This window comes from Azospirillum sp. P4_B5 (assembly GCF_056402275.1).
In genome coordinates, this window is the sequence record NZ_JBFUHT010000044.1 from 33,693 (window position 1) to 56,724 (window position 23,032).

Sequence of the window (23,032 nt, forward strand, 5' to 3'; positions counted from 1 at the left end):
GATGACGGGCCGGACGATACTGCATGGCGCCGGGTTCTCCCGGCTGTGACACCGGAGGCAACGGGCGGCTGCCCGACGATTGCCTCCGGTTCCGAACGCTTAGGCCGACTTCTTCTTGTCGTCGTCCACTTCCTCGAAGTCGGCGTCGACCACGCCCGGCTCGTTCGGGGCGGCGCCCGCCGCACCGGCGGCACCCGCACCCGGGGCCTCGCCCTGGCCGGCCTTGTACATGGCCTCGCCCAGCTTCATCGACACCTGGGCGAGCGCCTCGGTCTTCGCCTTCACGGCTTCCAGGTCCTCGCCGTCCATGACCGACTTCAGCTCGGCCACGGCGGCCTCGGCGGCGGTCTTGTCGGCGGCGGGGATCTTGTCGCCGTTCTCCTTGATCGTCCGCTCGGTGGTGTGGATCAGGGCGTCCGCGTGGTTGCGGGCGTCCACCAGCTCGCGCCGCTTCTTGTCGTCCGCGGCGTGGGCTTCGGCGTCCTTCACCATCTTGTTGATGTCGGCGTCCGACAGGCCGCCCGACGCCTGGATGCGGATCTGCTGCTCCTTGCCGGTGGCCTTGTCCTTCGCCGTGACGCTGACGATGCCGTTGGCGTCGATGTCGAAGGTCACCTCGACCTGCGGCACGCCGCGCGGGGCCGGCGGGATGCCGACCAGATCGAACTGGCCGAGCAGCTTGTTGTCCGCGGCCATCTCGCGCTCGCCCTGGAAGACGCGGATGGTCACCGCGTTCTGGTTGTCCTCGGCGGTCGAGAAGGTCTGGGACTTCTTGGTCGGGATGGTCGTGTTGCGGTCGATCAGGCGGGTGAACACGCCGCCCAGCGTCTCGATGCCCAGGCTGAGCGGGGTGACGTCGAGCAGCAGGACGTCCTTGACCTCGCCCTTCAGCACGCCGCCCTGGATGGCGGCGCCGATGGCGACCACCTCGTCCGGGTTCACGCCGCGGTGCGGTTCACGGCCGAAGAACTGCTTCACCGCCTCGATGACCTTGGGCATGCGGGTCATGCCGCCGACCAGGATCACCTCGTCGATCTCGTTGGCCTTCAGGCCGGCGTCGCGGAGCGCGGCCTTGCAGGGCTCGATCGTGCGGGCGACCAGCTCGTCGACCAGGGCTTCCAGCTTGGCGCGGGTCAGCTTGACGTTCAGGTGCTTCGGGCCGGACTGGTCGGCGGTGATGAAGGGCAGGTTGACCTCGGTCTGCATGGCCGAGGACAGCTCGATCTTCGCCTTCTCGGCGGCTTCCTTCAGGCGCTGCAGGGCCAGACGGTCCTTGCGCAGGTCGATGCCCTGCTCCTTCTGGAACTCGTCGGCGAGGTAGTCGATGATGCGGGCGTCGAAGTCCTCACCGCCGAGGAAGGTGTCGCCGTTGGTCGACTTCACCTCGAACACGCCGTCGCCGATCTCCAGCACGGAGACGTCGAAGGTGCCGCCGCCGAGGTCATAGACCGCGATGGTGCCGGCGCCCTTCTTCTCCATGCCGTAGGCCAGAGCGGCCGCCGTCGGCTCGTTGATGATGCGCAGCACTTCCAGGCCGGCGATCTTGCCGGCGTCCTTGGTCGCCTGGCGCTGGCTGTCGTTGAAGTAGGCCGGGACGGTGATGACCGCCTGGGTCACCTTCTCGCCCAGATAGTTCTCCGCCGTCTCCTTCATCTTCTGCAGGATGAAGGCGCTGATCTGCGACGGGCTGTACTTCTTGCCGACGGCTTCCACCCAGGCGTCGCCGTTGTCGCCGGGAATGATCTTGTAGGGGACGAGGCCCTGGTCCTTCTTGGTCAGCGGATCGTCGTAGCGGCGGCCGATCAGACGCTTGATCGCGAAGAGGGTGTTCTCGGGATTCGTCACCGCCTGACGCTTGGCCGGCTGGCCGACCAGACGCTCCGCGTTCTGCGCGAAGGCGACCATGGACGGCGTGGTGCGCGTGCCTTCGGCGTTTTCGATCACCTTGGCGCTGGAGCCTTCCATGACGGCCACGCAGGAGTTCGTGGTGCCGAGGTCGATGCCAATGACTTTGCTCATGTTCAGCCTCTGTTGTTCGGCAGATGCGTGGCGGCCCGTTTGGTCCGGCACCGCCGCGATCCCCTTGGGGTCGGTGGAACGGTTGGGTGGATTCACGTCTGTCGCCGGAGATATAGGCAGGTGCGTTTCGGGCTGCAACGTCCTGGTCATTCCGCCAACCGTCAAAAGACCAAAAGGTGACGCGCACGCCGGGGCATATCGTCGCGCCCGTGGCTTCGCGTCGCAAGTGAATACCAGGGTATTCAGAAGCATAAGGCGTGCAACGTCATTCCCTCATCCCGCCAAGACGCCGGAAAGCGCTCTGTTACAGGGCTTTAACACAAGCAAAACCCCGCATCCCAGCCATGTTAACTTTTCATTAACAAGTAATGGTGTGAACTGTTGCGCGCAATCAATTGCCGGTTGCTCCGTTTCTTTGTTGTCTCAAGATTCTAATAGTGGAGATCCGAAGGAAATATGATATATCCCTCCAAGGCAAAGGGGGCCGCTGTTGTTCGCAGGCATGGCTTTCCGAAGCGGGACCGTGTGCAGTATTCCATGGGGGATTAAGATGATGGACGAACGGCGCGACATGGCTCTGGCCATCAAGTCCTGCCTCGACAGCCTTATGGACGACGCGACGAAGTGTGATCTGGACGATCTGGCGCGCTTCATCAGCCTGGCCGCCATGGCGGCGGAGGAAGCGGCCATGGCCTTCGATCCGAAGGCGGCACAGTTGAAGGCCCTGATGTCCGGCGGCGCCGGCCATTGCTGATCGCCTGAACGCTGATCGCCTGAACGTTGATTGCCTGAACGCTGATCGCCCGAACCGGCGCGGGAACGCCGGGGATGTCGGGTTCGAACAACCTGGCCGAAAAAGAAAAAGCCGCCCCCGACAGGGCGGCTTCCTTACGTCCGGGCGCCTCCCAGACGCTCACAAAATCTCCGCCGCGCGGATCGCCCCGTCGAGCAGGGCCAGCGTGCCGGCGCAGGACTCGTCCCCGTCCATCACCATGGGCAGGCGGTAGCTGAACATGGCGGCCGCCGCCCTGCCGTCCCGCTCCGCCCCGACCAGCCACAGGTAATGGGCGTCCGTGCCGCCATCCTCCTCCGTCATCATCACCGCCTGGGCCAGCACGCCGTCGTCACCCCACGGCTCGACGATCCGGTCGCTGGCCCGCGGGTCATCGGGGCGCACGAAGCGCAGCGCCATCTCGCGCAGCACCGCCACGGCGCCGTCCGGCCCGTCCTTGGGCGCCACCCGGTCGGTGACCAGCCGCAGCACGCCGCCCGCCGGGGCCGGGGGATGAAAGGCGGCCACGGCATGACCCTCATGCTCCTCCACCTCCGGGCGCCAGCCGTCCGGCAGCCGGAACCGCACCAGCCCTTCCCATTCCACGCTATGGCCCACGCTGTGGCCGTCCTGTCCGCCCGTCACGGCATCCTCCCCTGATCCTGTGCCGGCACTTTAGGCCGAAGCGCCGGCGAATCCAGCCTTGATCGCGGCCCGCCGAGCCACCATGGTCCGGCGATGATCATTTCCGCCAGCTACAAGACGGACATCCCCGCCTTCTACGGGCGCTGGTTCCTGAACCGGCTGGAGGCCGGGCACTGCCGCATGGTCAACCCCTATGGCGGCCAGACCTATCGCATCGGCCTGACCCGCCCGGAGGTCGACGGCTTCGTCTTCTGGACCAAGAATCTCGGCCCCTTCCTTCCGGCGCTGGAGGAGGTGTCGGAGCGTGGCTTTCCCTTCGTTGTCCAGTACAGCGTCACCGGCCTGCCGGGCGCGCTGGAACGCTCCGTCCCCGAAGCGGAGCGCGCGGTGGAGCATATGGCCCGGCTGCGCGACCGCTGGGGGCCGCGCGCCGCCGTCTGGCGCTACGACCCCATCGTGACGGCGCCCATCGTGGAGGCGGAGGCCACGCCGCTGTCCTGGCACCGCGCGACCTTTGCCCGGCTGGCCGGCCGGATGCGCGGCCTGACCGACGAGGCGGTGGTGTCCTTCCTCCAGCCCTACCGCAAGACGGCGCGCAACCTGGACGCCGCCGGTGTGCCCTGGCGGGACCCGGACCCGGAGGAGAAGCGCGCCCTGCTGGCCGATCTGGCCGAAATCGCCGCGGAGCACGGCATGGCGCTGACGCTGTGCACCCAGCCGGAGTTGGCCGGCGTCCCCGGAACGGCGCCGGCCCGCTGCGTCGACGCGCAACGGCTGTCCGACGTCGCCGGGCGGCCCGTCGCGGCCAAGGAGAAGGGCAACCGCCCCGGCTGCCTGTGCGCGGAAAGCCGCGACATCGGGGATTACGACACCTGTCCGCACGGCTGCGTCTATTGCTACGCCGTCGCCAACCGCAACACGGCGCAGCGGCGCTTCGCCGCCCACGATCCGGCGGGGGAGTTCCTGTTCACGCGGGAGCGGGCGGGATAAGGCCCCCGGCCCGCCGTCTCGACGCCTTCCCGGTTACGGGCAGACCTTCTTCACGGTCTCGACCAGCTTGTCCGGGTTGAAGGGCTTGACCAGCCAGCCGGTGGCCCCGGCCTCGCGGCCGGCGGTCTTCTTGGCGGGATCGGCCTCGGTGGTCAGCAGCAGGACGGGGGTCGCGCGGTTGAGCGCGCTGCCGCGGATGGCCCGGGTCAAGGCCAGACCGTCCATGCCCGGCATGTTCAGGTCGGTGATGATGCAGTCGAACTTCTGCCGGTTGACCTCCGTCAGACCGGCGCTGCCGTCCGCTGCCTCGGTGACGCCGTAGCCGGCGTTGCGCAGCGTGAAGGCGACCATGTCGCGGATGGTCTTGGAGTCGTCGACGGTCAGGATGGTCTTGGCCACGGGTCCGGTTCCCTGAATGAGCGGCGGCCTGGAACAGGCGGTTCATTGTGCGCCGCGATAATCCCAGATGCGAATAGGGGCCAGATGCGAATAGGGGATTGATCCGCCCGGCGCAAGTTCTTCGGTATCTTAGGATCAGCGGAAGGACGGCACCCGTGCGAAAAGCAGCGGCGCGGCAAGCCGAAGCCCCCGCGCCGCAAGACGTGCCGCCTGACCTGCGGAACGGATCGTCAGCATCCGTCCGAGGACGATCAGGCTTTCGTATCGACGTGCTGGCCGCCCATTTCGTGAGGACCGGCCTTGGCGACGCCCACCATGGCCTCGCGCAGCAGGCGGCCATGGATGGTGTAGCCGGGCTGGAGCACCTGCACGACGGTGCCGGCAGGCTTGCCGGTGTTCTCGATCTCGAACATCACCTGATGGAAGTTCGGGTCGAACAGCTCGCCGGTCGGGTCGATCTTCTTGATGCCCGCGCGCTCGAAGGCGGAGATGAGCTGGCGCTCCGTCGCCTCCACGCCGACGGAGAGGCTCTTCAGCACCTCGTCGTTCTCTCGGCCCTCGGCGGGAACGGCCTCCAGCGCGCGGCGCAGGTTGTCGGCCACGGTCACCAGCTCCTTGGCGAAGCTGGACACGGCGAACTTGCTGGCGTCCTCGCGGTCGCGCTGGGCGCGGCGGCGGGTGTTCTCCACCTCGGCCATCTGGCGCAGGAGCTGATCCTTCAGGCTGGCGACATCGGCCTCAAGCTGGGCCACGCGATCCCCGGCACCGGCGTCCATGGCCTTGTCTTGGGCGGCCTTGTCTTGGGCGGCCTTGTCTTGGGCGGCCTTGTCCTGGACGGCTTCGGTCTGCTCCACCTCGGCTTCGGCGGGCTTGTTCTGCTCTTCGCTCATGGCTCTCTCGTTGTCGTCTTGGGTCGTCGTCTGGTGGGAAATGGGTGAAGCATTGCCAAGGGCGTCACCCGACAAGGCGGCTGATGACCTTGGCTGTATAATCCACAAGCGGGATGATCCGGGCATAATTGATGCGGGTCGGGCCGATCACGCCGATGGCGCCGATCACCTGCTCGCGGCTGTTCTGGAACGGCGAGATGATCAGCGAACAGCCGGAATGGCCGAACAGCACATTCTCCGCGCCGATGAAGATCTGCACCCCGTCACCCTTCCCGGTGGCGTCGAGCAGGCGCAGCATGGTCTCCTTGGTCTCCAGCGCCTCGAACAGGGCGCGCACGCGCTCCAGGTCCGACAGGGCGGTGACGTCCTCCAGCAGCTTCGCCTGGCCGCGCACGATGAGCTGGCCGCTGTTCTGCCCGCCGCTGCCCGCCCAGGTGGCGAGACCGGCGGAGACCACGCGCTGCGACAATTCGTCCAGCTCGGTCTTCTGGTCCTCGATCTCGCGCAGCACGGCCTGCCGCGCCTCGTCCAGCGTGCGGCCGACCAGCTTCGCGCTGAGGAAGTTGGAGACCATCTGCAGCGTCGCGGCGGGCACGCCCACCGGCACCTCGATGACGCGGTTCTCGACCAGCCCGTCCTCGTTGACCAGCACGACCAGCGCCCGGCCGGGGGCCAGCGAGACGAACTCGATGTGCTTCAGCGGCCGGTCGGTCTTCGGCGCCACCACCAGCCCGGCGCAGTGCGACAGGCCGGACAGCAGGGTGGAGGCCTCGCCCAGCACGTCCTGCAGCGACCGCCCGGAGGAGGCGCATTTGGCCTCGATGGAACCGCGCTCGTCCTCGCTCAGGCTGCCGATCTCCAGCAGGCCGTTGACGAATAGGCGCAGCCCGGCCTCGGTGGGGATGCGGCCGGCGGAGGTGTGGGGGGCGTAGAGCAGCCCCTGCTCCTCCAGGTCGGCCATGACGTTGCGGATGGTCGCGGGCGACAGGGCCATGCCGAGCCTCCGCGAGATCGTGCGCGAGCCCACCGGCTCGCCGGTCGCCACATAGGCGTCGACGATCAGCCGGAAGATCTCGCGGGACCGTTGGTTCAGCTCGGTGATCATGGCGGGGCGGGAACCGGACGATGCTGTTGAAGCGCGAAGGCGGCGTCCCGAATTTAGGCAGGTGTCCGCGCCGAATCAACGTGCGCCCCGGTTGCGCGCTGGACGGCGGGGGCAGCGGGCGCTAGCTTGCCGCCGATTTCAACAGATTTGCGGATCATGCCCGATGCGTCCCTCCGGCCGCGCCCACGACCAGTTGCGCACCATTTCCCTTGAGCCCCATTTCAGCAAGCACGCCGAGGGGTCCTGCCTGGTGCGTTTCGGCGACACGCACGTCCTGTGCACCGCCAGCGTGGACGAGGGCGTTCCCCGCTTCCTGAAGAACACCGGCCTCGGCTGGGTCACCGCCGAATATGGCATGCTGCCGCGCTCCACCCACAGCCGCACCGACCGCGAGGCCGCCAAGGGCAAGCAGTCGGGGCGCACCCAGGAGATCCAGCGCCTGATCGGCCGCGCGCTGCGCGCCGTCACCGACCGCGCCGCCATGGGCGAGAAGCAGATCAAGATCGACTGCGACGTCATCCAGGCCGACGGTGGCACCCGCACCGCCGCCATCACCGGCAGCTTCGTCGCCCTGCATCTCGCCTTCCAGCATCTGATGCAGATCGGCGCCCTGAAGACCATGCCGCTGACCGACCATGTCGCCGCCGTCTCCTGCGGCATCTACAAGAACACCAGCGTTCTCGACCTCGACTACGCCGAGGATTCGACCGCCCAGGCCGACGCCAACTTCGTGCTGACCGGCAATGGCGGCATCGTCGAGGTCCAGGGCACCGCCGAGGAACGTCCCTTCAGCGAGCCGCAGTTCATGGAACTGCTGGCGCTCGCCCGCAAGGGCATCAACGAGCTGGTGGCCTTGCAGAAGGCGGCGATCGCGGTGAAGTAAAGGCGCGGTTGCGCATTGCCCCCTCCCTAACCCTCCCCCGCTTCGCAGGGGAGGGGAAATCGGCCCTCCCCTGCGAGATCGCGGCTCTGCTCGGCCCCTACGCCGCCTCCTTCGTGTCCGCGGGCGAGCTTGGCCTGCCCGAGCCGGAGGAGACGGGGACCAGCTTCGTCGCGAACGCCGAACTGAAGGCCCTGGCCGCCGCCAAGGCCGGGCATGTCGCGCTGGCCGACGACAGCGGGATGGTGGTGCCGGCGCTGAACGGCGACCCCGGCATCTACTCCGCCCGCTGGGCCGGTCCGGAAAAGGACTTCCAGATGGCCATGGGCAAGGTCGAGGACGGGCTGAAGGGCCAGGCCGACCGCCGCGCCTGGTTCGTCTGCGCCCTGTCGCTCGCCTGGCCGGACGGCCATGTCGAGACGGTGGAAGGCCGCTGCCCCGGCACGCTGGTCTGGCCGCCGCGCGGCGCGCATGGTTTCGGTTACGATCCGATGTTCAGGCCGGACGGCCACGACATCACTTTCGGCGAGATGGACCCGGCCAGGAAGCACGAGATGAGCCACCGGGCCGACGCCTTCCGCCAGCTTGTGGAGCGATGCTTCAAGTGATTCCTGATCCTGGCTTCGGGATCTACATCCACTGGCCCTTCTGCAAGGCGAAGTGCCCGTACTGCGACTTCAACAGCCACGTCCGCGACCGGGTCGAGCATGACCGCTGGCGCGCCGCGCTGGTGCGGGAGCTGGATCATTACGCGGACGCAACGCCCGGCCGCCGGGTCACCTCGGTCTTCTTCGGGGGCGGCACGCCGTCGCTGATGGAGCCGGCGACGGTCGGCGCCGTGCTGGAGCGCATCGCCGCCCGCTGGACGGTCGGCGACGACCTGGAAGTGTCGCTGGAGGCCAACCCGACCTCGGTCGAGGCCGGCAAGTTCCGCGCCTTCCGCGCCGCCGGGGTCAACCGCCTGTCGATGGGCATCCAGGCGCTGGACGACACCGCGCTGAAGTTCCTCGGCCGCCAGCACAGCGCGGCCGAGGCGACCGGCGCCATCGCGCTGGCCGCCCGGACCTTCCCCCGCTTCAGCTTCGACCTGATCTACGCCCGCCCCGGCCAATCCGTCGCGGCGTGGGAAGCGGAGCTGACCCAAGCGCTCGACCACGCGGTCGGCCATCTGTCGGTCTACCAGCTGACCATCGAGGAGGGCACGGCCTTCTTCCCCCTGCACGCGCGGGGCGATCTGGTGCTGCCCGACGAGGATCTGGCCGGCGACCTCTACGAGGCGACGCAGAGCCTGCTCGACCGCGCCGGGCTGCCCGCTTACGAGATTTCCAACCACGCCCGCCCCGGCGAGGAGAGCCGCCACAACCTGACCTACTGGCGTTACGGCGATTACGTCGGCGTCGGTCCCGGCGCCCACGGCCGGCTGACGCTGGACGGCGAGAAACTCGCCACCCGCGCCCACCGCGCCCCGGAAATCTGGCTGGAGCGGGTCGAGCGCGACGGCCATGGCGCCGCCGCGCCCGAACCCGTCGCCCGCGAGTCCCGCGGGTCGGAGCTGCTGATGATGGGGCTGCGCCTGCGCGAGGGGGTGGCCCGCGCCCGGCTGGTCGAGGAGACCGGCCGCGACCTCGACGGGCTGGTCGATCCCGCCGCGCTGGAGCGTCTGGTGGCCGGCGGTTTCCTGGAGGTTGGCAAGGACACGTTGCGCGCCACGCATGAGGGGCGGCAGCGGTTGAACGCCGTGCTGGGGGCTCTTCTCGCCTGACCGCAGGAATACCCGGAAACGTGGTGTGACAAAGGCGCCCAGTGCCCGGCGCGCCACGGAATCTTATACGCGCCTTTATAGATTTCCTGTGACTGTCGACCATCCTTGAGGTCCCGGCGAAGACAAGGGCAAACAAACCGCCGCTTGCCGGGACGCGGGACAGGGCAGACAGTTTCAGGCAGACATCCCATGATCCTCACGAGGCTTTCCATTCGGGCCAAGCTGTGGACGCTCGTCGTCGCGGCTTCGGTTGCATCCTTCGCCATCGCCGGCGCCGGCCTTTACCTCAACTACAACCGTATGCACGCCGACCGGCTGGAGACGCTGCACAGCATCGTGGAAACCGGGGTTGCCCTGGCCACCACGCTGGAGGCGGACGCCGCCGCCGGCAAGATCACCCGCGACGAGGCTCAGGCCCGCTTCAAGGCCGCGGTGGCCGGCATCCGCTACGCCGGCGGCAAGGAGTATCTCTTCGCCCACACCATGGACGGCTACGGCTTCGCCCACGTCAATGCCAAGCTGATCGGCGCCGACGTCAAGCCGCTGAAGTCGGCCAACGGCGTCCACATGATCGTGGAGTTCATCCGCATGGTCCGCGCCACCGGCGACGGCCTGCTGGAATACGACTGGCCGCGCACGGTCGGCGGCAGCGATCTGGCGGTGAAGCTGGGTTATGTCCGCGGCTTCGAACCGTGGAACATCTTCATCGGCACCGGCATCTTCATCGACGACATCCGGGCCGCCTTCCTGGACCAGCTGCGGACGCTGGCCTTCGTCATCCTGGCGCTGGCGGTGCCGGCCGTCGGCCTGATCGCCTGGGTCGGCACCGACATCAGCCGGGTGCTGCGCGGGCTGGGCGCCAAGATGCGGTCGCTGGCCGACGGCGACCTGAACACCCGCTTCCCCGAGGCGGAGCGCGGCGACGAGATCGGCGCCATGGCCAAGGCCGTTCTGGTCTTCCAGAACAACGCCCGCGACAAGCAGCGGCTGGAGGCCGAGCAAGCCGCGTCGGCCCAGCGCGCCGAGGAGGACAAGCACCGCGCCATGCTGGCGCTGGCCGCCAGTTTCGAGCAGAGCATCGGCGCCGTCGTCCGCACCGTGTCCGATGCGGCGGCGACGATGGAGGAGCGCGCGGCCGAGATGAGCCGCGCCGCCGCCCAGACCGACGAGTTGGCGACCTCGGTCGCCGCGGCGACCGAGCAAACCTCCGCCAACGTGCAGACCGTGGCCGCCGCGTCGGAGGAGCTGGCCGGCTCGATCCAGGAGATCAGCCGGCAGGTCGCCGAGTCGTCGCGCATCGCCGGCGAGGCGGTGACCCTCAGCGGGCGGGCCAACGACAAGGTTGGCGGGCTGGCCGAGGCGGTGCAGAAGATCGGCGCGGTCGTCCAGCTCATCAACGACATCGCCAGCCAGACCAACCTGCTGGCGCTCAACGCCACCATCGAGGCGGCCCGCGCCGGCGAGGCCGGCAAGGGCTTCGCCGTGGTGGCGAGCGAGGTCAAGGCGCTGGCCAACCAGACCGCCAAGGCCACGGAGGAGATCGCCGCCCAGGTCGCCAACATCCAGTCCGTGACCGGCGACGCGGTCGGCGAAATCCAGGGCGTGACCCAGGTCATCCTGCGGGTGAACGAGATCGCCACCTCCATCGCCTCCGCGGTCGAAGAGCAGGGGGCGGCCACCCGCGAGATCAGCCGCAACGTCCAGGAGGCGGCGGGCGGCACGCAGGAGGTGTCGGCCAACATCACCGGCGTCACCGGTGCGGCGACCCAGAGCGGCGCCACCGCCCGCGACGTGCTGGAGATGTCGCGCCAGCTCGGCCACCAGCTCGACACGCTGCACCGGGAGGTCGGAAGCTTCCTTCAGCAGCTTCGCGCGGCGTAAGGTGGGGTGAACGGTCCGGGAAAGGGGTTGGGATGCGCATCAGTCTGGTGGTTGCCGCGGCGCGCAACGGCGTGATCGGCCGCAACGGCACTCTGCCCTGGTCCCTGCCCGGCGACCTGAAGCGCTTCCGGGAGCTGACGATGGGCAAGCCGGTCCTGATGGGCCGGCGCACCTGGGAGTCACTGCCCCGCAAGCCCCTGCCCGGCCGCGACAATCTCGTGGTCAGCCGCAGTGTCCCGCCGGGCGAGCGGGACGGCGCGCGCTGGTTCGGCGGCCTCGACGCGGCGCTGGACTGGTGCCGCGGCCGCGGCGTCCCGGAGGTCGCCGTGATCGGCGGCGCCGAACTGTTCCGCGAAACCCTGCCGCTCGCCGACATCGTCCACCTGACCCGCGTCGAGCGGGATGTGGAGGGCGACACGGTGATGCCGCCGCTGGGACCGGAGTGGGTGGAGACGGAACGCGGCCCGCTGCTGACCGAGAACGGGCTGGATTACCGGTACGTGGACCTCGTCAGGAGCGCCGTCGCCGCCAGGGTGTGATCCCCTCTCCCGCCCCGGGAGAGGGTGGCGCGAAGCGCCGGGTGAGGGGGCATCCAAAGATTGAATGCCGGCCCGTTGCCGGCACCCTCACCCTTCCCACGCTTCGCGCGGGCCCCTTCCCTCTCCCGGGGCGGGAGAGGGACTTTTCAGGCTCCCTTGCTCTCCCGGTGCCGCCGCTCGATGGCGTCCCACAGGGTGGCTTCCAGCGCCGACCCGTCGAGCCGGTTGATCTCCTGGATGCCGGTGGGCGAGGTCACGTTGATCTCGGTCATGTAGTCGCCGATCACGTCGATCCCGACGAAGACCAGACCCTTCTCCCGCAGCACCGGGCCGATGGCCTTGCAGATCTCCTGCTCGCGCGGGGTCAGCTCCGTCTTCTTGGCGCTGCCGCCGGCGTGGAAGTTGGCGCGGGCCTCGCCCTCCTGGGGCATGCGGCTGACGGCGCCGGCGGGCTCGCCGTCGATCAGGATGATGCGCTTGTCGCCCTGGCGGATCTCCGGCAGGTACTTCTGCACGATCACCGGCTCGCGATAGAGCTGGGTGAAGAGTTCCAGCAGCGAGCCCAGATTCTCGTCGTCCGGCTTCAGGTGGAAGACGCCGGCCCCGCCGTTGCCGAACAGCGGCTTGACGATGATGTCCTTGTGCTGCGCCCGGAAGTCCAGGACGGCCTGCTTGTCGCTGGTGATCAGCGTCGGCGGCATCAGGTCGGGGAAATGGGTGACGAACAGCTTCTCCGGCGCGTTGCGCACCTCCGCCGGGTCGTTCAGCACCAGCACCTTGGGCTGGATGTGCTCCAGCATGTGGGTGGCGGTGATGTAGGCCATGTCGAAGGGCGGGTCCTGGCGCATCAGCACCACGTCCATGGTCGACAGGTCGACGATTCGCGGCTCGCCCAGCGTGTAGTGGGCGCCCTTCTGGCGGACCACGGTCATCTCGCGAACGCGGGCGGTCAGGACGTTGCCGGTCAGGCTGAGGTCGCGCGGGTGGTAGTGGTAGAGCGTGTGCCCGCGCTTCTGCGCCTCAAGCGCCATCATGAAGCTCGAGTCGGTGTCGATGTTGATGGACTCGATGGGGTCCATCTGGAAGGCGACGGCGAGGCTCATCCTGCGGGTCTCCGAAACGGGCTTTGAGTAAGGGTCAGTTCAGTTGGTTCTTGAGCTGCTGGATCAGCGCGGCGACCTGATGGCGGTGCCGTTCGCTGGCGGTCAGCTCCAGGAAGCTTTCCAGCGCGGCGATGGCCGCGGCGAGGTTGCCGTTGTGGGCCTCCAGAAGGCCGGTTTCCCGCCACAGCGACGCCTCGGCCGGGGCGAACAGCCGCATCGCCTCCAGCACCTCCAGCGCGCGCGGCACGTCGCGGGCGGAGAGGTGGCGCAGCTTGATGTTGTTCTGGAGCCGCAGCAGGATCTCGCGGTTGGACACCGTCTGGTAATGGCCGGGCTCCAGCTCCGCGGCGCTGCCGGCGGTGGCCTTCAGCAGGTCGCGCAGGTCGACGGCGGTGCGCACCTGCCCCTCGTTGAAGGGGTCGAGGATGGCGCGGGCGCCGTCGGCCTCCAGCCGCACCAGGAAATGGCCGGGGAAGTTCAGCCCCAGCATCGTCCAGCCCTGCGAGCGGGCGGCGTGCAGGTACAGGATGCCCAGCGCCACCGGCAGGCCGCGGCGGCGGTCGATGACGCGGAGCAGGTTGGCGTTCTGCAGGTCGTCGTAGGTGTCCTGGTCGCCGGCGTAGCCGTGGCGCTCCACGATGACCTCGTGCAGCCAGGAGACGCGGGCCTCCAGCCCGTCGAGGGTGGGCGAGACGCGCTCCGCCAGATCATGGGCGATGTCGGCGAGGTGACGGCGGTAGTCGGCCAGCGCGGCGCCCGGAACCTCCAGCGCGCCCAGCGCCAGGGCGGCTTCGGCCAGATCGATCTGCTCGTCCGGCTGCTGCCCCACGCGGCGCAGGATGTCACGGGCCTCGGCGCGGCTGGTCACGAGCGGCGTCCTTCCTCTTCTTCAGCCTTCGCGTCAGGCCCGCCACGCGTCCGGCACGTGGCGCGGCCAGGACCAAGGGGTAACGAGCATGACGTCGAAGCGCAAGACATAGCCGGCATACTGCGGGTTGGCCCCCAGATAGGCGTGGGCGGCGCGGGCGAGGCGGCCCCGCTGGCGGGCGTTGACCGCCTCGTTCGCGGTGTCCCAGTCGCCGCGGGCCTTGACCTCGACGATGGCCAGAGTGTCGCCCCGCCGGGCCACGATGTCGATCTCTCCCATGGGTGTGCGCAGGCGGCTTTCCAGGATGCGGTAACCCTTCAGCCGCAACGCCAGCCGGCAGAGCCGCTCGGCGTAGCGGCCGTAGGTCTCCGCCCGGCGGCGCAGGGCGTCCGGCGCGCTCATGGTTTCCCCTCCCGCGCCAGCTCCAACGCGCGGGCGTAGACGGCGCGCTTGGTCTGGCCGGTGCGGGCGGCCACGTCGGCGGCGGCGTCGCGGACCGACAGGCGGGTCAGCGCCTCGCGCAGCAGGGCGTCCACGTCGGCCTCGGTCGGGGTGGCCTCCTCGCCGGGCGGACCGATCACCAGCACGACCTCGCCCTTCGGCGGGCCGGCCTCGGCGTAGTGGGTGGCCAGCTCCGGCAGGGTGCCGCGCCGCACCTCCTCGTAGAGCTTGGTCAGCTCCCGCGCCACAGCGGCCTCCCGCGCGCCCAGGATGTCGGCGAGATCGGCCAGCGACTCGGGCAGGCGCTGCGGCGACTCGAAGAAGACCAGCGTGGCGGGAACGTTCTTCAGCTCCCCGGCGGCGGCGCGCCGGGCGCTGCTCTTGTTGGGCAGAAAGCCGGCGAACAGGAAGCGGTCGGTCGGCAGGCCGGAGAGCACCAGCGCCACCAGCGGGGCGGAGGCGCCGGGCAGCGTGGTGACCGCCACCCCCTCCGCCACGCACTCGCGAACCAGCTTGTAGCCGGGGTCGGAGACCAGCGGCGTGCCGGCGTCGGTGACCAGCGCGATGGACTCGCCCGCTTTCATGCGGCCGATGAGGACCGGACGCATCTTTGCCGCGTTGTGTTCATGATAGGAGACGAAGGGCGTGTGGATGCCATGGATGCCCATCAGCTTCGCCGTCACCCGCGTGTCCTCGCAGGCGATGGCATCGGCGCGGCGCAGCGTGTCGAGCGCGCGCAGCGTGATGTCGGCGGCGTTGCCGATGGGGGTGGCGACCACATAAAGGCCGGCGCCGAGTTTACTTGCGGCCCTCGGCTCGCTACCTTCAGCGTCACCAGAGACGCCGGGCCCGGAAACGGGTTCGGGCGCCGGACCGGATGTGGAGATCGTTGGTGGCACGCTTGACGACACCTTTCTCGCGCGCTTGGGGGCAGCAGGCTGCCGCCGCCCTGTTGGTCGTTGGCACGCTTTCGGCCTGCTCGACTGTAAAGGCCCCGGCGCCGCCGACTCAAGCGCCGCAAGCGCCGGTCGCCGCCGTTCCGGCCGCCCCGCAGACCTTGAAGGTGGCGATCCTGCTGCCGCTGTCCGGGTCCAGCGCCGCCATCGGGCAGGCCATGCTGGAGTCGGCGCAGATGGCGCTGTTCGATCTGGCCGGCGACCGGTTCGAGCTGCTGCCCCGCGACACCAAGGGCACGCCCACCGGCGCGGCCGACGCGGCGCGGCAGGCCATCGCCGAGGGGGCGAGCCTGATCCTCGGCCCGCTGTTCGCCGCCGACGTGGCGGCGGTGAAGCCGGTCGCCCAGTCCGCGGGCGTGGACGTTCTGGCCTTCACCAACGATTGGACCCAGGCCGGCAACGGCACCTATGTGCTGGGCTTCGTGCCCGCCGATCAGGTGACCCGCGTGGTCGGCTTCGCCCGCTCGCGCGGTGCGACGCGCTACGTCGCTCTGGCCCCGCGCACCGCCTATGGCGACGCCGTGGTCAACGCCGTGCAGGCCGCCTCGCGCCAGTTCGGCGGGCAGGTGGCGCAGGTCGAGCGCTACGACCCGGCGGTGACCGACCTCGCCCAGCCGGCGCGGCAGGTGACCCAGGCCGGCGTGCAGCCGCAGGCGGTCATGCTGGCCGAAGGCGGGCCGCGCGCCCAGGGTCTGGCGGCGGCGCTGTCGGCCAACGGGCTGAACACCCAGCAGGTGAAGCTGCTCGGCACCGGCCTGTGGGACGAGCCCGGCCTGGGCCAGGAACCCGCTTTGGCCGGCGCCTGGTTCGCCGCCCCGGCCCCGCAGAGCCGCGCCGACTTCGAGGCGCGCTTCGAGAGGACCTACGGGCGCAAGCCGCCGCGGATCGCCACCCTGTCCTACGACGCCACGGCCATCGCCGCGGTGCTGGCCAAGATGCCCGACCCGTCGGGCCGCTTCGACCGCGCGGCGCTGAACAACCCCAACGGCTTCGAAGGCATGGACGGCATCTTCCGCTTGCGCGCGGACGGCGTCGTGGAGCGCGGACTGGCCGTTCTGGAGGTCACCCCCGGCGGCCCCCGCGTGCTCGACCCCGCCCCGTCCAGCTTCGAAGTGCTGGGGCAGTGATCGTACAGTGCTGATGTGAAGAGGTTTTCAACCACGAAGACACGAAGGGCACAAAGGAATCACAAAGGTCTTCGTGATTGCCTTTGTGTCTTCGTGTCTTCGTGGTGAACCGCAACCTTATCCGTGCTGCTTCGCCAGACGGCGGGCGTTGGCGCGGACCGTGCGGTAGGCGGGGGTCATGCCGGCCTGAGTCAGGGCCGTGACCGACTCGACCATATAAAGCGCGGCGTGGATGCCGGCCTCCACCGACTCGGTGACGGTGCGGTGCTGCAACTCCACCAGATCGGCGGGGCTGCGGCACTGGCCGAGGCCGCTCACCATCACCATGGCGACCTGAAGCTGGCCCTGCATGAGGGTCATCCAGGCCTGCTGCATCTCGCCGATGCCCTTGGCGACGGCGTGGGTGGCCTCCACCATCGCCTCCACCTTCTCGGAGCCCATGCGGACGAACTCCGGGTTGGCGAGGTCGATGGGGTTGTTCATGGCCGCCGCCATCATGGCGGTTCGGTAGCCGATCGTCTGGGCCGCCGCCACCCCCATCTCGCCGGTCTTGACGCCGGTTCGGGTCAGATCGCCCGCCACCGTCAGAAAGCGTTGCGTCGGTTCGCCGTTGCCGGCCTTGCGTCTCGACATTCGCTCCACCTCACCAAAAGCCCGGACTGGGCTGAAAAAAACGGCCGGGCCAAAAAACCGCCCAGACCGGAAAACTGTGACCCGGACGCCAACGCTGCACTGCAGCATTTGGTTCCGGGTCCAGTCTTTACAGGGAAGCGAGCGCGCGGTCGAGATCTTCGACGATGTCCTGGGCGTCCTCCAGCCCGACGGACAGGCGGAGCAGGTTCGGACGGATGTTCGCCGCCGCCTTCTCCTCGACCGTCAGCTTGGAATGGGTGGTGGTGTCGGGGTGGGTGATCAGGCTCTTGGAGTCGCCCAGGTTGTTGGAGATCATCACCATCCGCAGGTCGTTCAGGGCGCGGAAGGCCTCCTCCTTGCCGCCCTTCAGGAAGATCGACAGCATGGTGCCGCCGCCGGTCATCTGGCTGCGGCAAAGGTCGTGCTGCGGGTGGCTGGCCAGACCCGGATAGAGCACCCGCTCCACCTTCGCGTGGCCTTCCAGGAACTCCGCCACGGTCAGGGCCGCCGCGCTCTGCGCCGACACGCGCAACTCCAGCGTCTCCAGCCCCTTCAGCAGCAGCCAGGCGTTGAAGGGCGAGATGGTCGGGCCGGTGTGGCGCAGATAGGGGTGGATCACGTCCGACCCGTATTGCTTGTCGTTGGTCAGGATGATGCCGCCCAGACAGCGGCCCTGGCCGTCGATGTGCTTGGTCGCCGAATAGATGACGACGTCCGCCCCCATCTCGAACGGGCGCTGCAGCACCGGCGTGGCGAAGGCGTTGTCGACCACCACCTTGGCCCCAGCCTTGTGGGCGAGAGCGCTGACGGCGCGCAGGTCGACGACCTCCAGCCCCGGATTGCTGGGCGTCTCCAGGAAGACGACCTTGGTCGGCTTGGCCAGTGCCTCTTCCCATTGGGACAGATCGGTGCCGTCGACGAAGACCGCCTCGACCCCGAAGCGGGCCGACAGCTCCTTGATCACCCAGTAGCAGGAGATGAACAGCGAGCGCGGCGCCACGATGCGGTCGCCGGTGCGCAGGTTCGACCACAGGGCGCCGTGCACCGCGGCCATGCCGCTGGTCGTGGCGTAGGCCCAGGCCGCCCCCTCGTACTCGCACAGCCGGTCCTCGAACATCGCCGTGGTCGGGTTGCGGAAGCGCGAATAGACGTGGCGGGAGCCGTCGTTGACGAAGGCGCTCTCCGCCTCCTCCGCCGAGCCGTAGACGAAGCCGGAGGTCTGGTAGAGCGCCTCGCAGGTCTCGTCGAAGGACGAGCGGCGGACGCCGCCATGGACCAGACGGGAACGCGGGCGAAGCCCCGCGACGTTCGGATTGCGATGATCGGTGCGCGCCATGGCCGCTTTGTCTCCTCTGTCCGCCGGCGGGGCAGACCGGCACAACAAAAAACGCCCCGACCGATCGGGTCGAGGCGCGGACGCGGCTCGGACCTTTTTAGCGGGTTGTTTTACGTGGCCCGCAAGCCGGTCGACCAAATCACCACGTGCCCTCGCTTTTAGGACCGCCGCGGCGCGCCGTCAAGGGGCAAGGAAGCCGTGACAAAAAGGGGCTGCCCTGCGTCAACATCGCGCAGGACCCGATGCCGCCGCCCGCTTGCCCCGCGAAGGCCCGGCACCGGATCATGGCCGCAAGACGTCGGGAGGGGGTAGGGGTCGTGCAGTATCGCAAGGAGCAGGAGCGGCACTTCGCCCGTCTGGTGCTCACCGGGCGCTTCACCAGCCAGGACGCCGGCCCGGTGCGGCAGGCGATCGCCGACGTAAAGGGCGGGACGGAGCGCCGTCATCTCCTCGACCTGACCGGACTGGAGTTCATCGACAGCGCCGGCATCGGCCTGCTGCTGGTGATGAACGGCGAGGCCCTGTCGGCGGGCAAGGCGCTGTCCCTGCTCTGCGCGTCCGGGCAGGTGCGCAAGGTGGTGGACCTGACCCGCATCACCATGATCATCCCGGTGCACGAGACCGTGGCCGACTATCTCGCAGCCAGCGTGCCCGAGGCCCTGCTGGCCGCCACCCACCCCTGCGCGCCGGGCGAGGACCCGATGGCCGTCGCCGTCCGCGCGCTTCACGCCAAACCGGTCCTGCCGCCCGCGACCGTACCGCCGGACTCGCTCGGTCGGGGCGGAACGAGGCGGTGGAGGAGAAGCTGCGCCACGCGCAACGCCCCGCTGCCCAACGCCACGTCACCCCCATCCGCGACCGCGGCGCCCCGATGGACGAGGACGTCGTGGAACGGGCGTAGCGCCCATGGAATGACCCCGGGATGGGATTGCGGCGGCTGTGGTTCAGCGCTATATTTCCCGTACCAGTGGTCAATAGACGACACCTCCGGTACCGCGCGCTTGGAAAGGCCAATGGCCGGAACGGCGTGCACACGAAAAGAGGGGCGGCGTTGCAGCGCCGCCCCTCCGTCGTCTGGCTTACAGCACGGCGACGAGCAGCGCGAGGATCGCGACGACCGTCTGGATGACCGTGCAGATCACCAGCACCCTACCAGGGGTCAATAAACACACCCCCTTCCCGCCGCTTGGATGACAACGCCCCTTGCCCATGGGAAGGAACGCTGCGGCGGCGGATTTTCATACTATGGCGTGTGTCTCTTCTCAAATACTCCCTCTTAAGACAGCAACCCTCTCAGACGATACAACTCGTCGAGCGCCTGACGCGGCGTCAGGCTGTCCGGGTCGATGGACTTCAGCGCCTCCTCCACCCGCGACGGCTCCGGCGGGGCGGCGGGTGACGCTGCGGGGGTCGGCGGCGGGCGCTTCAGGGCGGCGCTGAACAGCGGCAGATCCTCGGCCAGACGGTGGATGGCCGCGTTCTGGTCGCCCGACTCCAGAATGGTCAGCACCTCCTCGGCGCGGCCCACGACGGCGCCGGGCAGGCCGGCCAGCTTCGCCACATGGATGCCGTAGCTGCGGTCCGCCGCCCCCGCCGTCACCTCGTGCAGGAAGACCACGTCGCCCTGCCATTCCTTAATGCGCATGGTGTGGCAGGACAGGCCCGGCAGCTTGCCGGCCAGCATGGTCAGCTCGTGGTAGTGGGTGGCGAACAGCGCGCGGCAGCGGTTGACGTCGTGCAGATGCTCCACGCAGGCCCAGGCGATGGACAGGCCGTCGAAGGTTGCGGTGCCGCGCCCGATCTCGTCCAGGATGACCAGCGCGCGGTCGCCGGACTGGTTCAGGATGGCCGCCGTCTCCACCATCTCCACCATGAAGGTGGAGCGGCCGCGCGCCAGATCGTCGGCCGCACCCACGCGGCTGTAGAGCCGGTCCACCACCCCGATGTGCGCGCTCTCCGCCGGCACGAAGCTGCCCATCTGGGCGAGCACGGCGATCAGCGCGTTCTGGCGCAGGAAGGTGGACTTACCGGCCATGTTCGGACCGGTCAGCAGCCACAGCCGGTTGTCCGGGGCAAGGTCGCAGTCGTTGGCGACGAAGGGGCCGGCGTGGCCGGCGTCCAGCACCGCCTCCACCACCGGGTGGCGCCCGCCCTTGATCGAGAAGGCGAGGCTGCCGTCCACCACCGGCCGGCGGTAACGCCGCTCCGCCGCCAGCTCGGCCAGCGCGGCGGCGACGTCCAGAGCGGCCAGCGCGTGGGCGGCCTGGGCGATGGCCTCGGCGCGGCTGGTCACCTCCTCGACGAGGTCGTTGAACAGCTCCAGCTCCACGGCCAGCGCCTTGTCGGCGGCCTCGGAGATGCGGCGCTCCAGGTCCGACAGCTCGACCGTGCCGAAACGCACGGCGTTCGCCATGGTCTGGCGGTGCATGAAGACCTCGCGCCCCTTCTCGGACATCAGCTTGTCCGCGTGGGTCGCCGTCACCTCGATGTGATAGCCCAGCACGTTGTTGTGCTTGATCTTCAGCGCCGGCACCCCGGCGATGCCGGCGTACTTGACCTGAAGCCCGGCGATCAGCCGCCGGCTCTCGTCGCGCAGGGTCACCAGCTCGTCGAGCGCGTAGGAATAGTCGCGCGCGATGAAGCCGCCGTCGCGGGCGAGCAGCGGCAGTTCCGGCGCCAGCGCCTGCGTCAGCTGATTGACCAACTCGCTGTGCTCGCCCAGCCCCTTGGCCACGGCGCCCAGCCCGTCGGGCAGCGGGCCGCCGGGATGGCTGTTGAGCAGCAGGCGGATGGCCGAGGCCTGGGCCAGACCGTCGCGCACCGATGCCAGGTCGCGCGGGCCGCCGCGCCCCAGCGTCAGGCGGGACAGGGCGCGCTCCAGATCCGGGCAGCGGCGCAGCGCCTCGCGCAGGTCGCCGCGCAGCCGCTCCTCGTTCAGAGCGAATTCGACCATGTCCAGCCGCTTGGCGATGGCCGCGGGGTTAGTCAGCGGCGCCGAGAGCTGGGCGGCGAGCAGACGCGCCCCCGCCCCGGTCACCGTGCGGTCGATGGTGGCGAGCAGGCTGCCGCGCCGGTCGCCGGTCAGGGTGCGGGTCAGCTCCAGGTTGCGGCGGGTCGCCGCGTCGATCTCCATGACGGCGCCGGGGCCGAGCCGGCGCGGCGGCGACAGGCGGGGCACGCGGCCCTTCTGCGTCAGCTCCACATAGGCGACCAGCGCGCCGGCCGCCGCCACCTCGGCGCGCGAGAACTGACCGTAGGCGTCGAGCGTGCCGACGCCGTAGAGGGTGAGCAGCCGCTGCCGCCCGTTCTCGCTGTCGAAGCGCGGGGTCGGCTGCACGGTCAGGCGCGATTTCCATTCGCCCCACAGCTCGTACAGGTCGGGGCTCTGGCACAGCTTCTCGGAGACCAACACCTCCTGCGGGTCGAGGCGTCCGAGCGCGGCGCCCAGCCCGGCGCGCTCCACCGGCTGCACGACCAGCTCGCCGGTGGACAGCTCCAGCCAGGCCAGCCCGAGCCCGCCCGCGGCTTCCGCCACCGCGGCCAGCCAGTTGGAGGCGCGGGAGTCGAGCAGGCTGTCCTCGGTCAGCGTGCCGGGGGTGACGATGCGGATGACGCCGCGCTTCACCACCGACTTGGAACCGCGCTTCTTGGCCTCCGCCGGGTCCTCCATCTGCTCGCAAATGGCGACGCGGAAGCCCTGGCGGATCAGGCGCTGGAGGTAGGATTCATGGCTGTGGACCGGGACGCCGCACATCGGGATGTCCTCGCCCAGATGCTGGCCGCGCTTGGTCAGCGCGATGTCCAGCGTCCGGGCGGCGTTCACCGCGTCCTCGAAGAACATCTCGTAGAAATCGCCCATCCGGTAGAACAGCAGGCAGTCGGGATGGGCCTGCTTGATCTCCAGATACTGCGCCATCATCGGGGTGGCATCGGGAGGAATGATGGCGGGAGGAATGGTGGCGGCGGGCGAAATGGCGGCGGGCGCGTCGGACACGGGTCTTCAACCGGTTGCGTTGTGACGGGCAAGGTCGGGCCGGCACCCTAGCACGCCCGCGCTGGTGCCGCGATGACCGCTTCGTTAGACTGTTCGATGCCCGTAGAACGAGCAAGCCGAAGCTGAAGGAGACCGCCGTGACGCAAGCGCCCGAGAACACAGATGGCCGGACCACGAACGGCCAGGACACCGTCCGGGAGGTGCGCGAGGTCGTCGCCCTGTTCAAGACCCGCGAGGCCTTCGACAAGGCCGTGTCCGCCCTTCTGGACGCCGGATTCGACCGCGACGACCTGTCGGTGCTGGCCAGCCACACCTCGCTGGAGGCCGCCGACCAGCGCCCGCAGGCCCCGTCGGACGAGGCCCTGACCGGTCTGGTGGGTGAGCTGAAATACGCCTTCCCCCTGACCACCGCCGGGCTTCTCGCCATCGTCGGCGGCCCGATCGCCGCGCCGCTGGCGGCCATCGTCGCCGCCGGCCTGGGCGGCGTCGCCATCAAGGACTACCTGGACGAACTGACCAGCCACCCCGACACCGACGAGTTCGGCCGCGCGTTGGAGGCCGGTGGCGTCATCCTGTGGGTGCGCACCGCCGAGGTGGAGGACGAGGTGGAGGCCGCCGAGATCCTGGAGCGCAACGGCGGCGCCAACATCCACCTGTCGGTGCGTGAGGAGTAAGACGGGAAGAAACGACGT

General features: G+C 69.2%; 22 protein-coding genes and 1 riboswitch. Of the genes, 10 read left to right on the forward strand and 12 right to left on the reverse strand.

Annotated features, from left to right (window positions below):
• Nucleotides 1–99 precede the first annotated feature (99 nt).
• A complete protein-coding gene (gene dnaK, locus AC1DVI_RS25930) occupies nt 100–2,271 on the reverse strand; it encodes a molecular chaperone DnaK (RefSeq protein ID WP_476960427.1) in 2,172 nt (723 codons plus the stop codon).
• Nucleotides 2,272–2,569: 298 nt separating this feature from the next.
• Here dnaK and AC1DVI_RS25935 point away from each other — a divergent pair, with 298 nt between their 5' ends.
• Nucleotides 2,570–2,773, forward strand: a complete 204-nt coding sequence (locus AC1DVI_RS25935) for a hypothetical protein (protein WP_035670647.1) — start codon at nt 2,570–2,572, stop codon at nt 2,771–2,773.
• 159 nt (nt 2,774–2,932) lie between these two features.
• Here AC1DVI_RS25935 and AC1DVI_RS25940 read toward each other — a convergent pair whose 3' ends face one another.
• Complete coding sequence (locus AC1DVI_RS25940; RefSeq protein WP_476960428.1) at nt 2,933–3,436, reverse strand: hypothetical protein; 504 nt, start codon at nt 3,434–3,436, stop codon at nt 2,933–2,935.
• A gap of 93 nt (nt 3,437–3,529) precedes the next feature.
• Here AC1DVI_RS25940 and AC1DVI_RS25945 point away from each other — a divergent pair, with 93 nt between their 5' ends.
• The gene (locus AC1DVI_RS25945) at nt 3,530–4,426 is read left to right on the forward strand and encodes a DUF1848 domain-containing protein (protein ID WP_476960429.1); all 897 of its coding nucleotides are present in this window, start codon (nt 3,530–3,532) and stop codon (nt 4,424–4,426) included.
• A gap of 33 nt (nt 4,427–4,459) precedes the next feature.
• Here AC1DVI_RS25945 and AC1DVI_RS25950 read toward each other — a convergent pair whose 3' ends face one another.
• The 3 genes from AC1DVI_RS25950 to hrcA form a co-directional block, all read right to left on the reverse strand.
• Entirely contained in the window at nt 4,460–4,825 is a 366-nt protein-coding gene (locus AC1DVI_RS25950) for a response regulator (protein WP_476960430.1), read from the reverse strand.
• Nucleotides 4,826–5,076: 251 nt separating this feature from the next.
• Nucleotides 5,077–5,715 carry a nucleotide exchange factor GrpE gene (gene grpE, locus AC1DVI_RS25955; protein WP_476960431.1) on the reverse strand — a complete coding sequence of 213 codons (639 nt, stop codon included), beginning with the start codon at nt 5,713–5,715 and terminating at the stop codon, nt 5,077–5,079.
• A 64-nt stretch (nt 5,716–5,779) separates the two neighbouring features.
• Nucleotides 5,780–6,820, reverse strand: a complete 1,041-nt coding sequence (gene hrcA, locus AC1DVI_RS25960; protein WP_035670634.1) for a heat-inducible transcriptional repressor HrcA — start codon at nt 6,818–6,820, stop codon at nt 5,780–5,782.
• Nucleotides 6,821–6,983: 163 nt separating this feature from the next.
• Between hrcA and rph the strand changes: the two genes are divergently transcribed.
• The 5 genes from rph to AC1DVI_RS25985 all read left to right on the forward strand — a co-directional run bounded on the left by rph (nt 6,984) and on the right by AC1DVI_RS25985 (nt 11,882).
• Nucleotides 6,984–7,703: a ribonuclease PH gene (rph, locus tag AC1DVI_RS25965; RefSeq protein ID WP_149165472.1), complete on the forward strand. Its 720-nt coding sequence runs from the start codon at nt 6,984–6,986 to the stop codon at nt 7,701–7,703.
• A 14-nt stretch (nt 7,704–7,717) separates the two neighbouring features.
• Nucleotides 7,718–8,308, forward strand: a complete 591-nt coding sequence (locus tag AC1DVI_RS25970; protein WP_476960465.1) for a non-canonical purine NTP pyrophosphatase — start codon at nt 7,718–7,720, stop codon at nt 8,306–8,308.
• Nucleotides 8,296–9,462: a radical SAM family heme chaperone HemW gene (gene hemW, locus AC1DVI_RS25975; RefSeq protein WP_476960432.1), complete on the forward strand. Its 1,167-nt coding sequence runs from the start codon at nt 8,296–8,298 to the stop codon at nt 9,460–9,462. The genes AC1DVI_RS25970 and hemW overlap by 13 nt, the downstream gene beginning before the upstream one ends.
• A gap of 189 nt (nt 9,463–9,651) precedes the next feature.
• Nucleotides 9,652–11,343, forward strand: coding sequence for a methyl-accepting chemotaxis protein (locus AC1DVI_RS25980; protein WP_476960433.1), 1,692 nt, complete (start codon nt 9,652–9,654; stop codon nt 11,341–11,343).
• Nucleotides 11,344–11,375: 32 nt separating this feature from the next.
• Nucleotides 11,376–11,882, forward strand: coding sequence for a dihydrofolate reductase (locus AC1DVI_RS25985; RefSeq protein ID WP_476960434.1), 507 nt, complete (start codon nt 11,376–11,378; stop codon nt 11,880–11,882).
• Between the two features lie 146 nt (nt 11,883–12,028).
• Here the strand turns inward: AC1DVI_RS25985 and gshB are convergent, their stop codons facing one another.
• From gshB to rsmI, 4 genes are read right to left on the reverse strand one after another with little or no spacing between them, the layout of a single operon-like run.
• Nucleotides 12,029–12,985 (reverse strand): glutathione synthase, encoded by a 957-nt coding sequence (gshB, locus tag AC1DVI_RS25990; protein WP_476960435.1) that lies wholly within the window; start codon nt 12,983–12,985, stop codon nt 12,029–12,031.
• Nucleotides 12,986–13,019: 34 nt separating this feature from the next.
• Nucleotides 13,020–13,853 carry a SirB1 family protein gene (locus tag AC1DVI_RS25995; protein WP_476960436.1) on the reverse strand — a complete coding sequence of 278 codons (834 nt, stop codon included), beginning with the start codon at nt 13,851–13,853 and terminating at the stop codon, nt 13,020–13,022.
• Between the two features lie 33 nt (nt 13,854–13,886).
• Nucleotides 13,887–14,255 carry a YraN family protein gene (locus AC1DVI_RS26000; protein ID WP_476960437.1) on the reverse strand — a complete coding sequence of 123 codons (369 nt, stop codon included), beginning with the start codon at nt 14,253–14,255 and terminating at the stop codon, nt 13,887–13,889.
• Nucleotides 14,252–15,193: a 16S rRNA (cytidine(1402)-2'-O)-methyltransferase gene (gene rsmI / locus AC1DVI_RS26005; protein WP_476960438.1), complete on the reverse strand. Its 942-nt coding sequence runs from the start codon at nt 15,191–15,193 to the stop codon at nt 14,252–14,254. Before rsmI ends, AC1DVI_RS26000 begins: the two co-directional genes overlap by 4 nt.
• Between rsmI and AC1DVI_RS26010 the strand changes: the two genes are divergently transcribed.
• Nucleotides 15,187–16,377: a penicillin-binding protein activator gene (locus tag AC1DVI_RS26010; protein WP_476960439.1), complete on the forward strand. Its 1,191-nt coding sequence runs from the start codon at nt 15,187–15,189 to the stop codon at nt 16,375–16,377. The genes rsmI and AC1DVI_RS26010 overlap by 7 nt on opposite strands.
• A 117-nt stretch (nt 16,378–16,494) precedes the next feature.
• Here the strand turns inward: AC1DVI_RS26010 and AC1DVI_RS26015 are convergent, their stop codons facing one another.
• Nucleotides 16,495–17,010 carry a phasin family protein gene (locus tag AC1DVI_RS26015; RefSeq protein ID WP_200526660.1) on the reverse strand — a complete coding sequence of 172 codons (516 nt, stop codon included), beginning with the start codon at nt 17,008–17,010 and terminating at the stop codon, nt 16,495–16,497.
• Between the two features lie 127 nt (nt 17,011–17,137).
• Complete coding sequence (metZ, locus tag AC1DVI_RS26020; RefSeq protein ID WP_145682707.1) at nt 17,138–18,346, reverse strand: O-succinylhomoserine sulfhydrylase; 1,209 nt, start codon at nt 18,344–18,346, stop codon at nt 17,138–17,140.
• A gap of 76 nt (nt 18,347–18,422) precedes the next feature.
• A riboswitch (SAM riboswitch) is annotated at nt 18,423–18,502 on the reverse strand.
• A 161-nt stretch (nt 18,503–18,663) separates the two neighbouring features.
• On the opposite strand from metZ, the gene AC1DVI_RS26025 reads away from it, so the two are divergent.
• Nucleotides 18,664–19,512 carry an STAS domain-containing protein gene (locus tag AC1DVI_RS26025; protein WP_476960440.1) on the forward strand — a complete coding sequence of 283 codons (849 nt, stop codon included), beginning with the start codon at nt 18,664–18,666 and terminating at the stop codon, nt 19,510–19,512.
• A 110-nt stretch (nt 19,513–19,622) separates the two neighbouring features.
• Here AC1DVI_RS26025 and mutS read toward each other — a convergent pair whose 3' ends face one another.
• Nucleotides 19,623–22,265 carry a DNA mismatch repair protein MutS gene (mutS, locus tag AC1DVI_RS26030; RefSeq protein ID WP_476960466.1) on the reverse strand — a complete coding sequence of 881 codons (2,643 nt, stop codon included), beginning with the start codon at nt 22,263–22,265 and terminating at the stop codon, nt 19,623–19,625.
• 212 nt (nt 22,266–22,477) lie between these two features.
• Between mutS and AC1DVI_RS26035 the strand changes: the two genes are divergently transcribed.
• Nucleotides 22,478–23,014 (forward strand): hypothetical protein, encoded by a 537-nt coding sequence (locus tag AC1DVI_RS26035; protein WP_476960441.1) that lies wholly within the window; start codon nt 22,478–22,480, stop codon nt 23,012–23,014.
• Nucleotides 23,015–23,032 lie beyond the last annotated feature (18 nt).

Excerpts from the sequence above, each read along its gene's own strand:
- dnaK (WP_476960427.1), bottom strand. The coding sequence starts at position 2,271 with ATGCTTCTGAATACCCTGGTATTCACTTGCGACGCGAAGCCACGGGCG.
- AC1DVI_RS25935 (WP_035670647.1), top strand. The coding sequence starts at position 2,570 with ATGATGGACGAACGGCGCGACATGGCTCTGGCCATCAAGTCCTGCCTC.
- AC1DVI_RS25945 (WP_476960429.1), top strand. The coding sequence starts at position 3,530 with ATGATCATTTCCGCCAGCTACAAGACGGACATCCCCGCCTTCTACGGG.
- grpE (WP_476960431.1), bottom strand. The coding sequence starts at position 5,715 with ATGAGCGAAGAGCAGAACAAGCCCGCCGAAGCCGAGGTGGAGCAGACC.
- hrcA (WP_035670634.1), bottom strand. The coding sequence starts at position 6,820 with ATGATCACCGAGCTGAACCAACGGTCCCGCGAGATCTTCCGGCTGATC.
- rph (WP_149165472.1), top strand. The coding sequence starts at position 6,984 with ATGCGTCCCTCCGGCCGCGCCCACGACCAGTTGCGCACCATTTCCCTT.
- hemW (WP_476960432.1), top strand. The coding sequence starts at position 8,296 with ATGCTTCAAGTGATTCCTGATCCTGGCTTCGGGATCTACATCCACTGG.
- AC1DVI_RS25980 (WP_476960433.1), top strand. The coding sequence starts at position 9,652 with ATGATCCTCACGAGGCTTTCCATTCGGGCCAAGCTGTGGACGCTCGTC.
- AC1DVI_RS25985 (WP_476960434.1), top strand. The coding sequence starts at position 11,376 with ATGCGCATCAGTCTGGTGGTTGCCGCGGCGCGCAACGGCGTGATCGGC.
- gshB (WP_476960435.1), bottom strand. The coding sequence starts at position 12,985 with ATGAGCCTCGCCGTCGCCTTCCAGATGGACCCCATCGAGTCCATCAAC.
- AC1DVI_RS26000 (WP_476960437.1), bottom strand. The coding sequence starts at position 14,255 with ATGAGCGCGCCGGACGCCCTGCGCCGCCGGGCGGAGACCTACGGCCGC.
- AC1DVI_RS26015 (WP_200526660.1), bottom strand. The coding sequence starts at position 17,010 with ATGTCGAGACGCAAGGCCGGCAACGGCGAACCGACGCAACGCTTTCTG.
- metZ (WP_145682707.1), bottom strand. The coding sequence starts at position 18,346 with ATGGCGCGCACCGATCATCGCAATCCGAACGTCGCGGGGCTTCGCCCG.
- mutS (WP_476960466.1), bottom strand. The coding sequence starts at position 22,265 with ATGATGGCGCAGTATCTGGAGATCAAGCAGGCCCATCCCGACTGCCTG.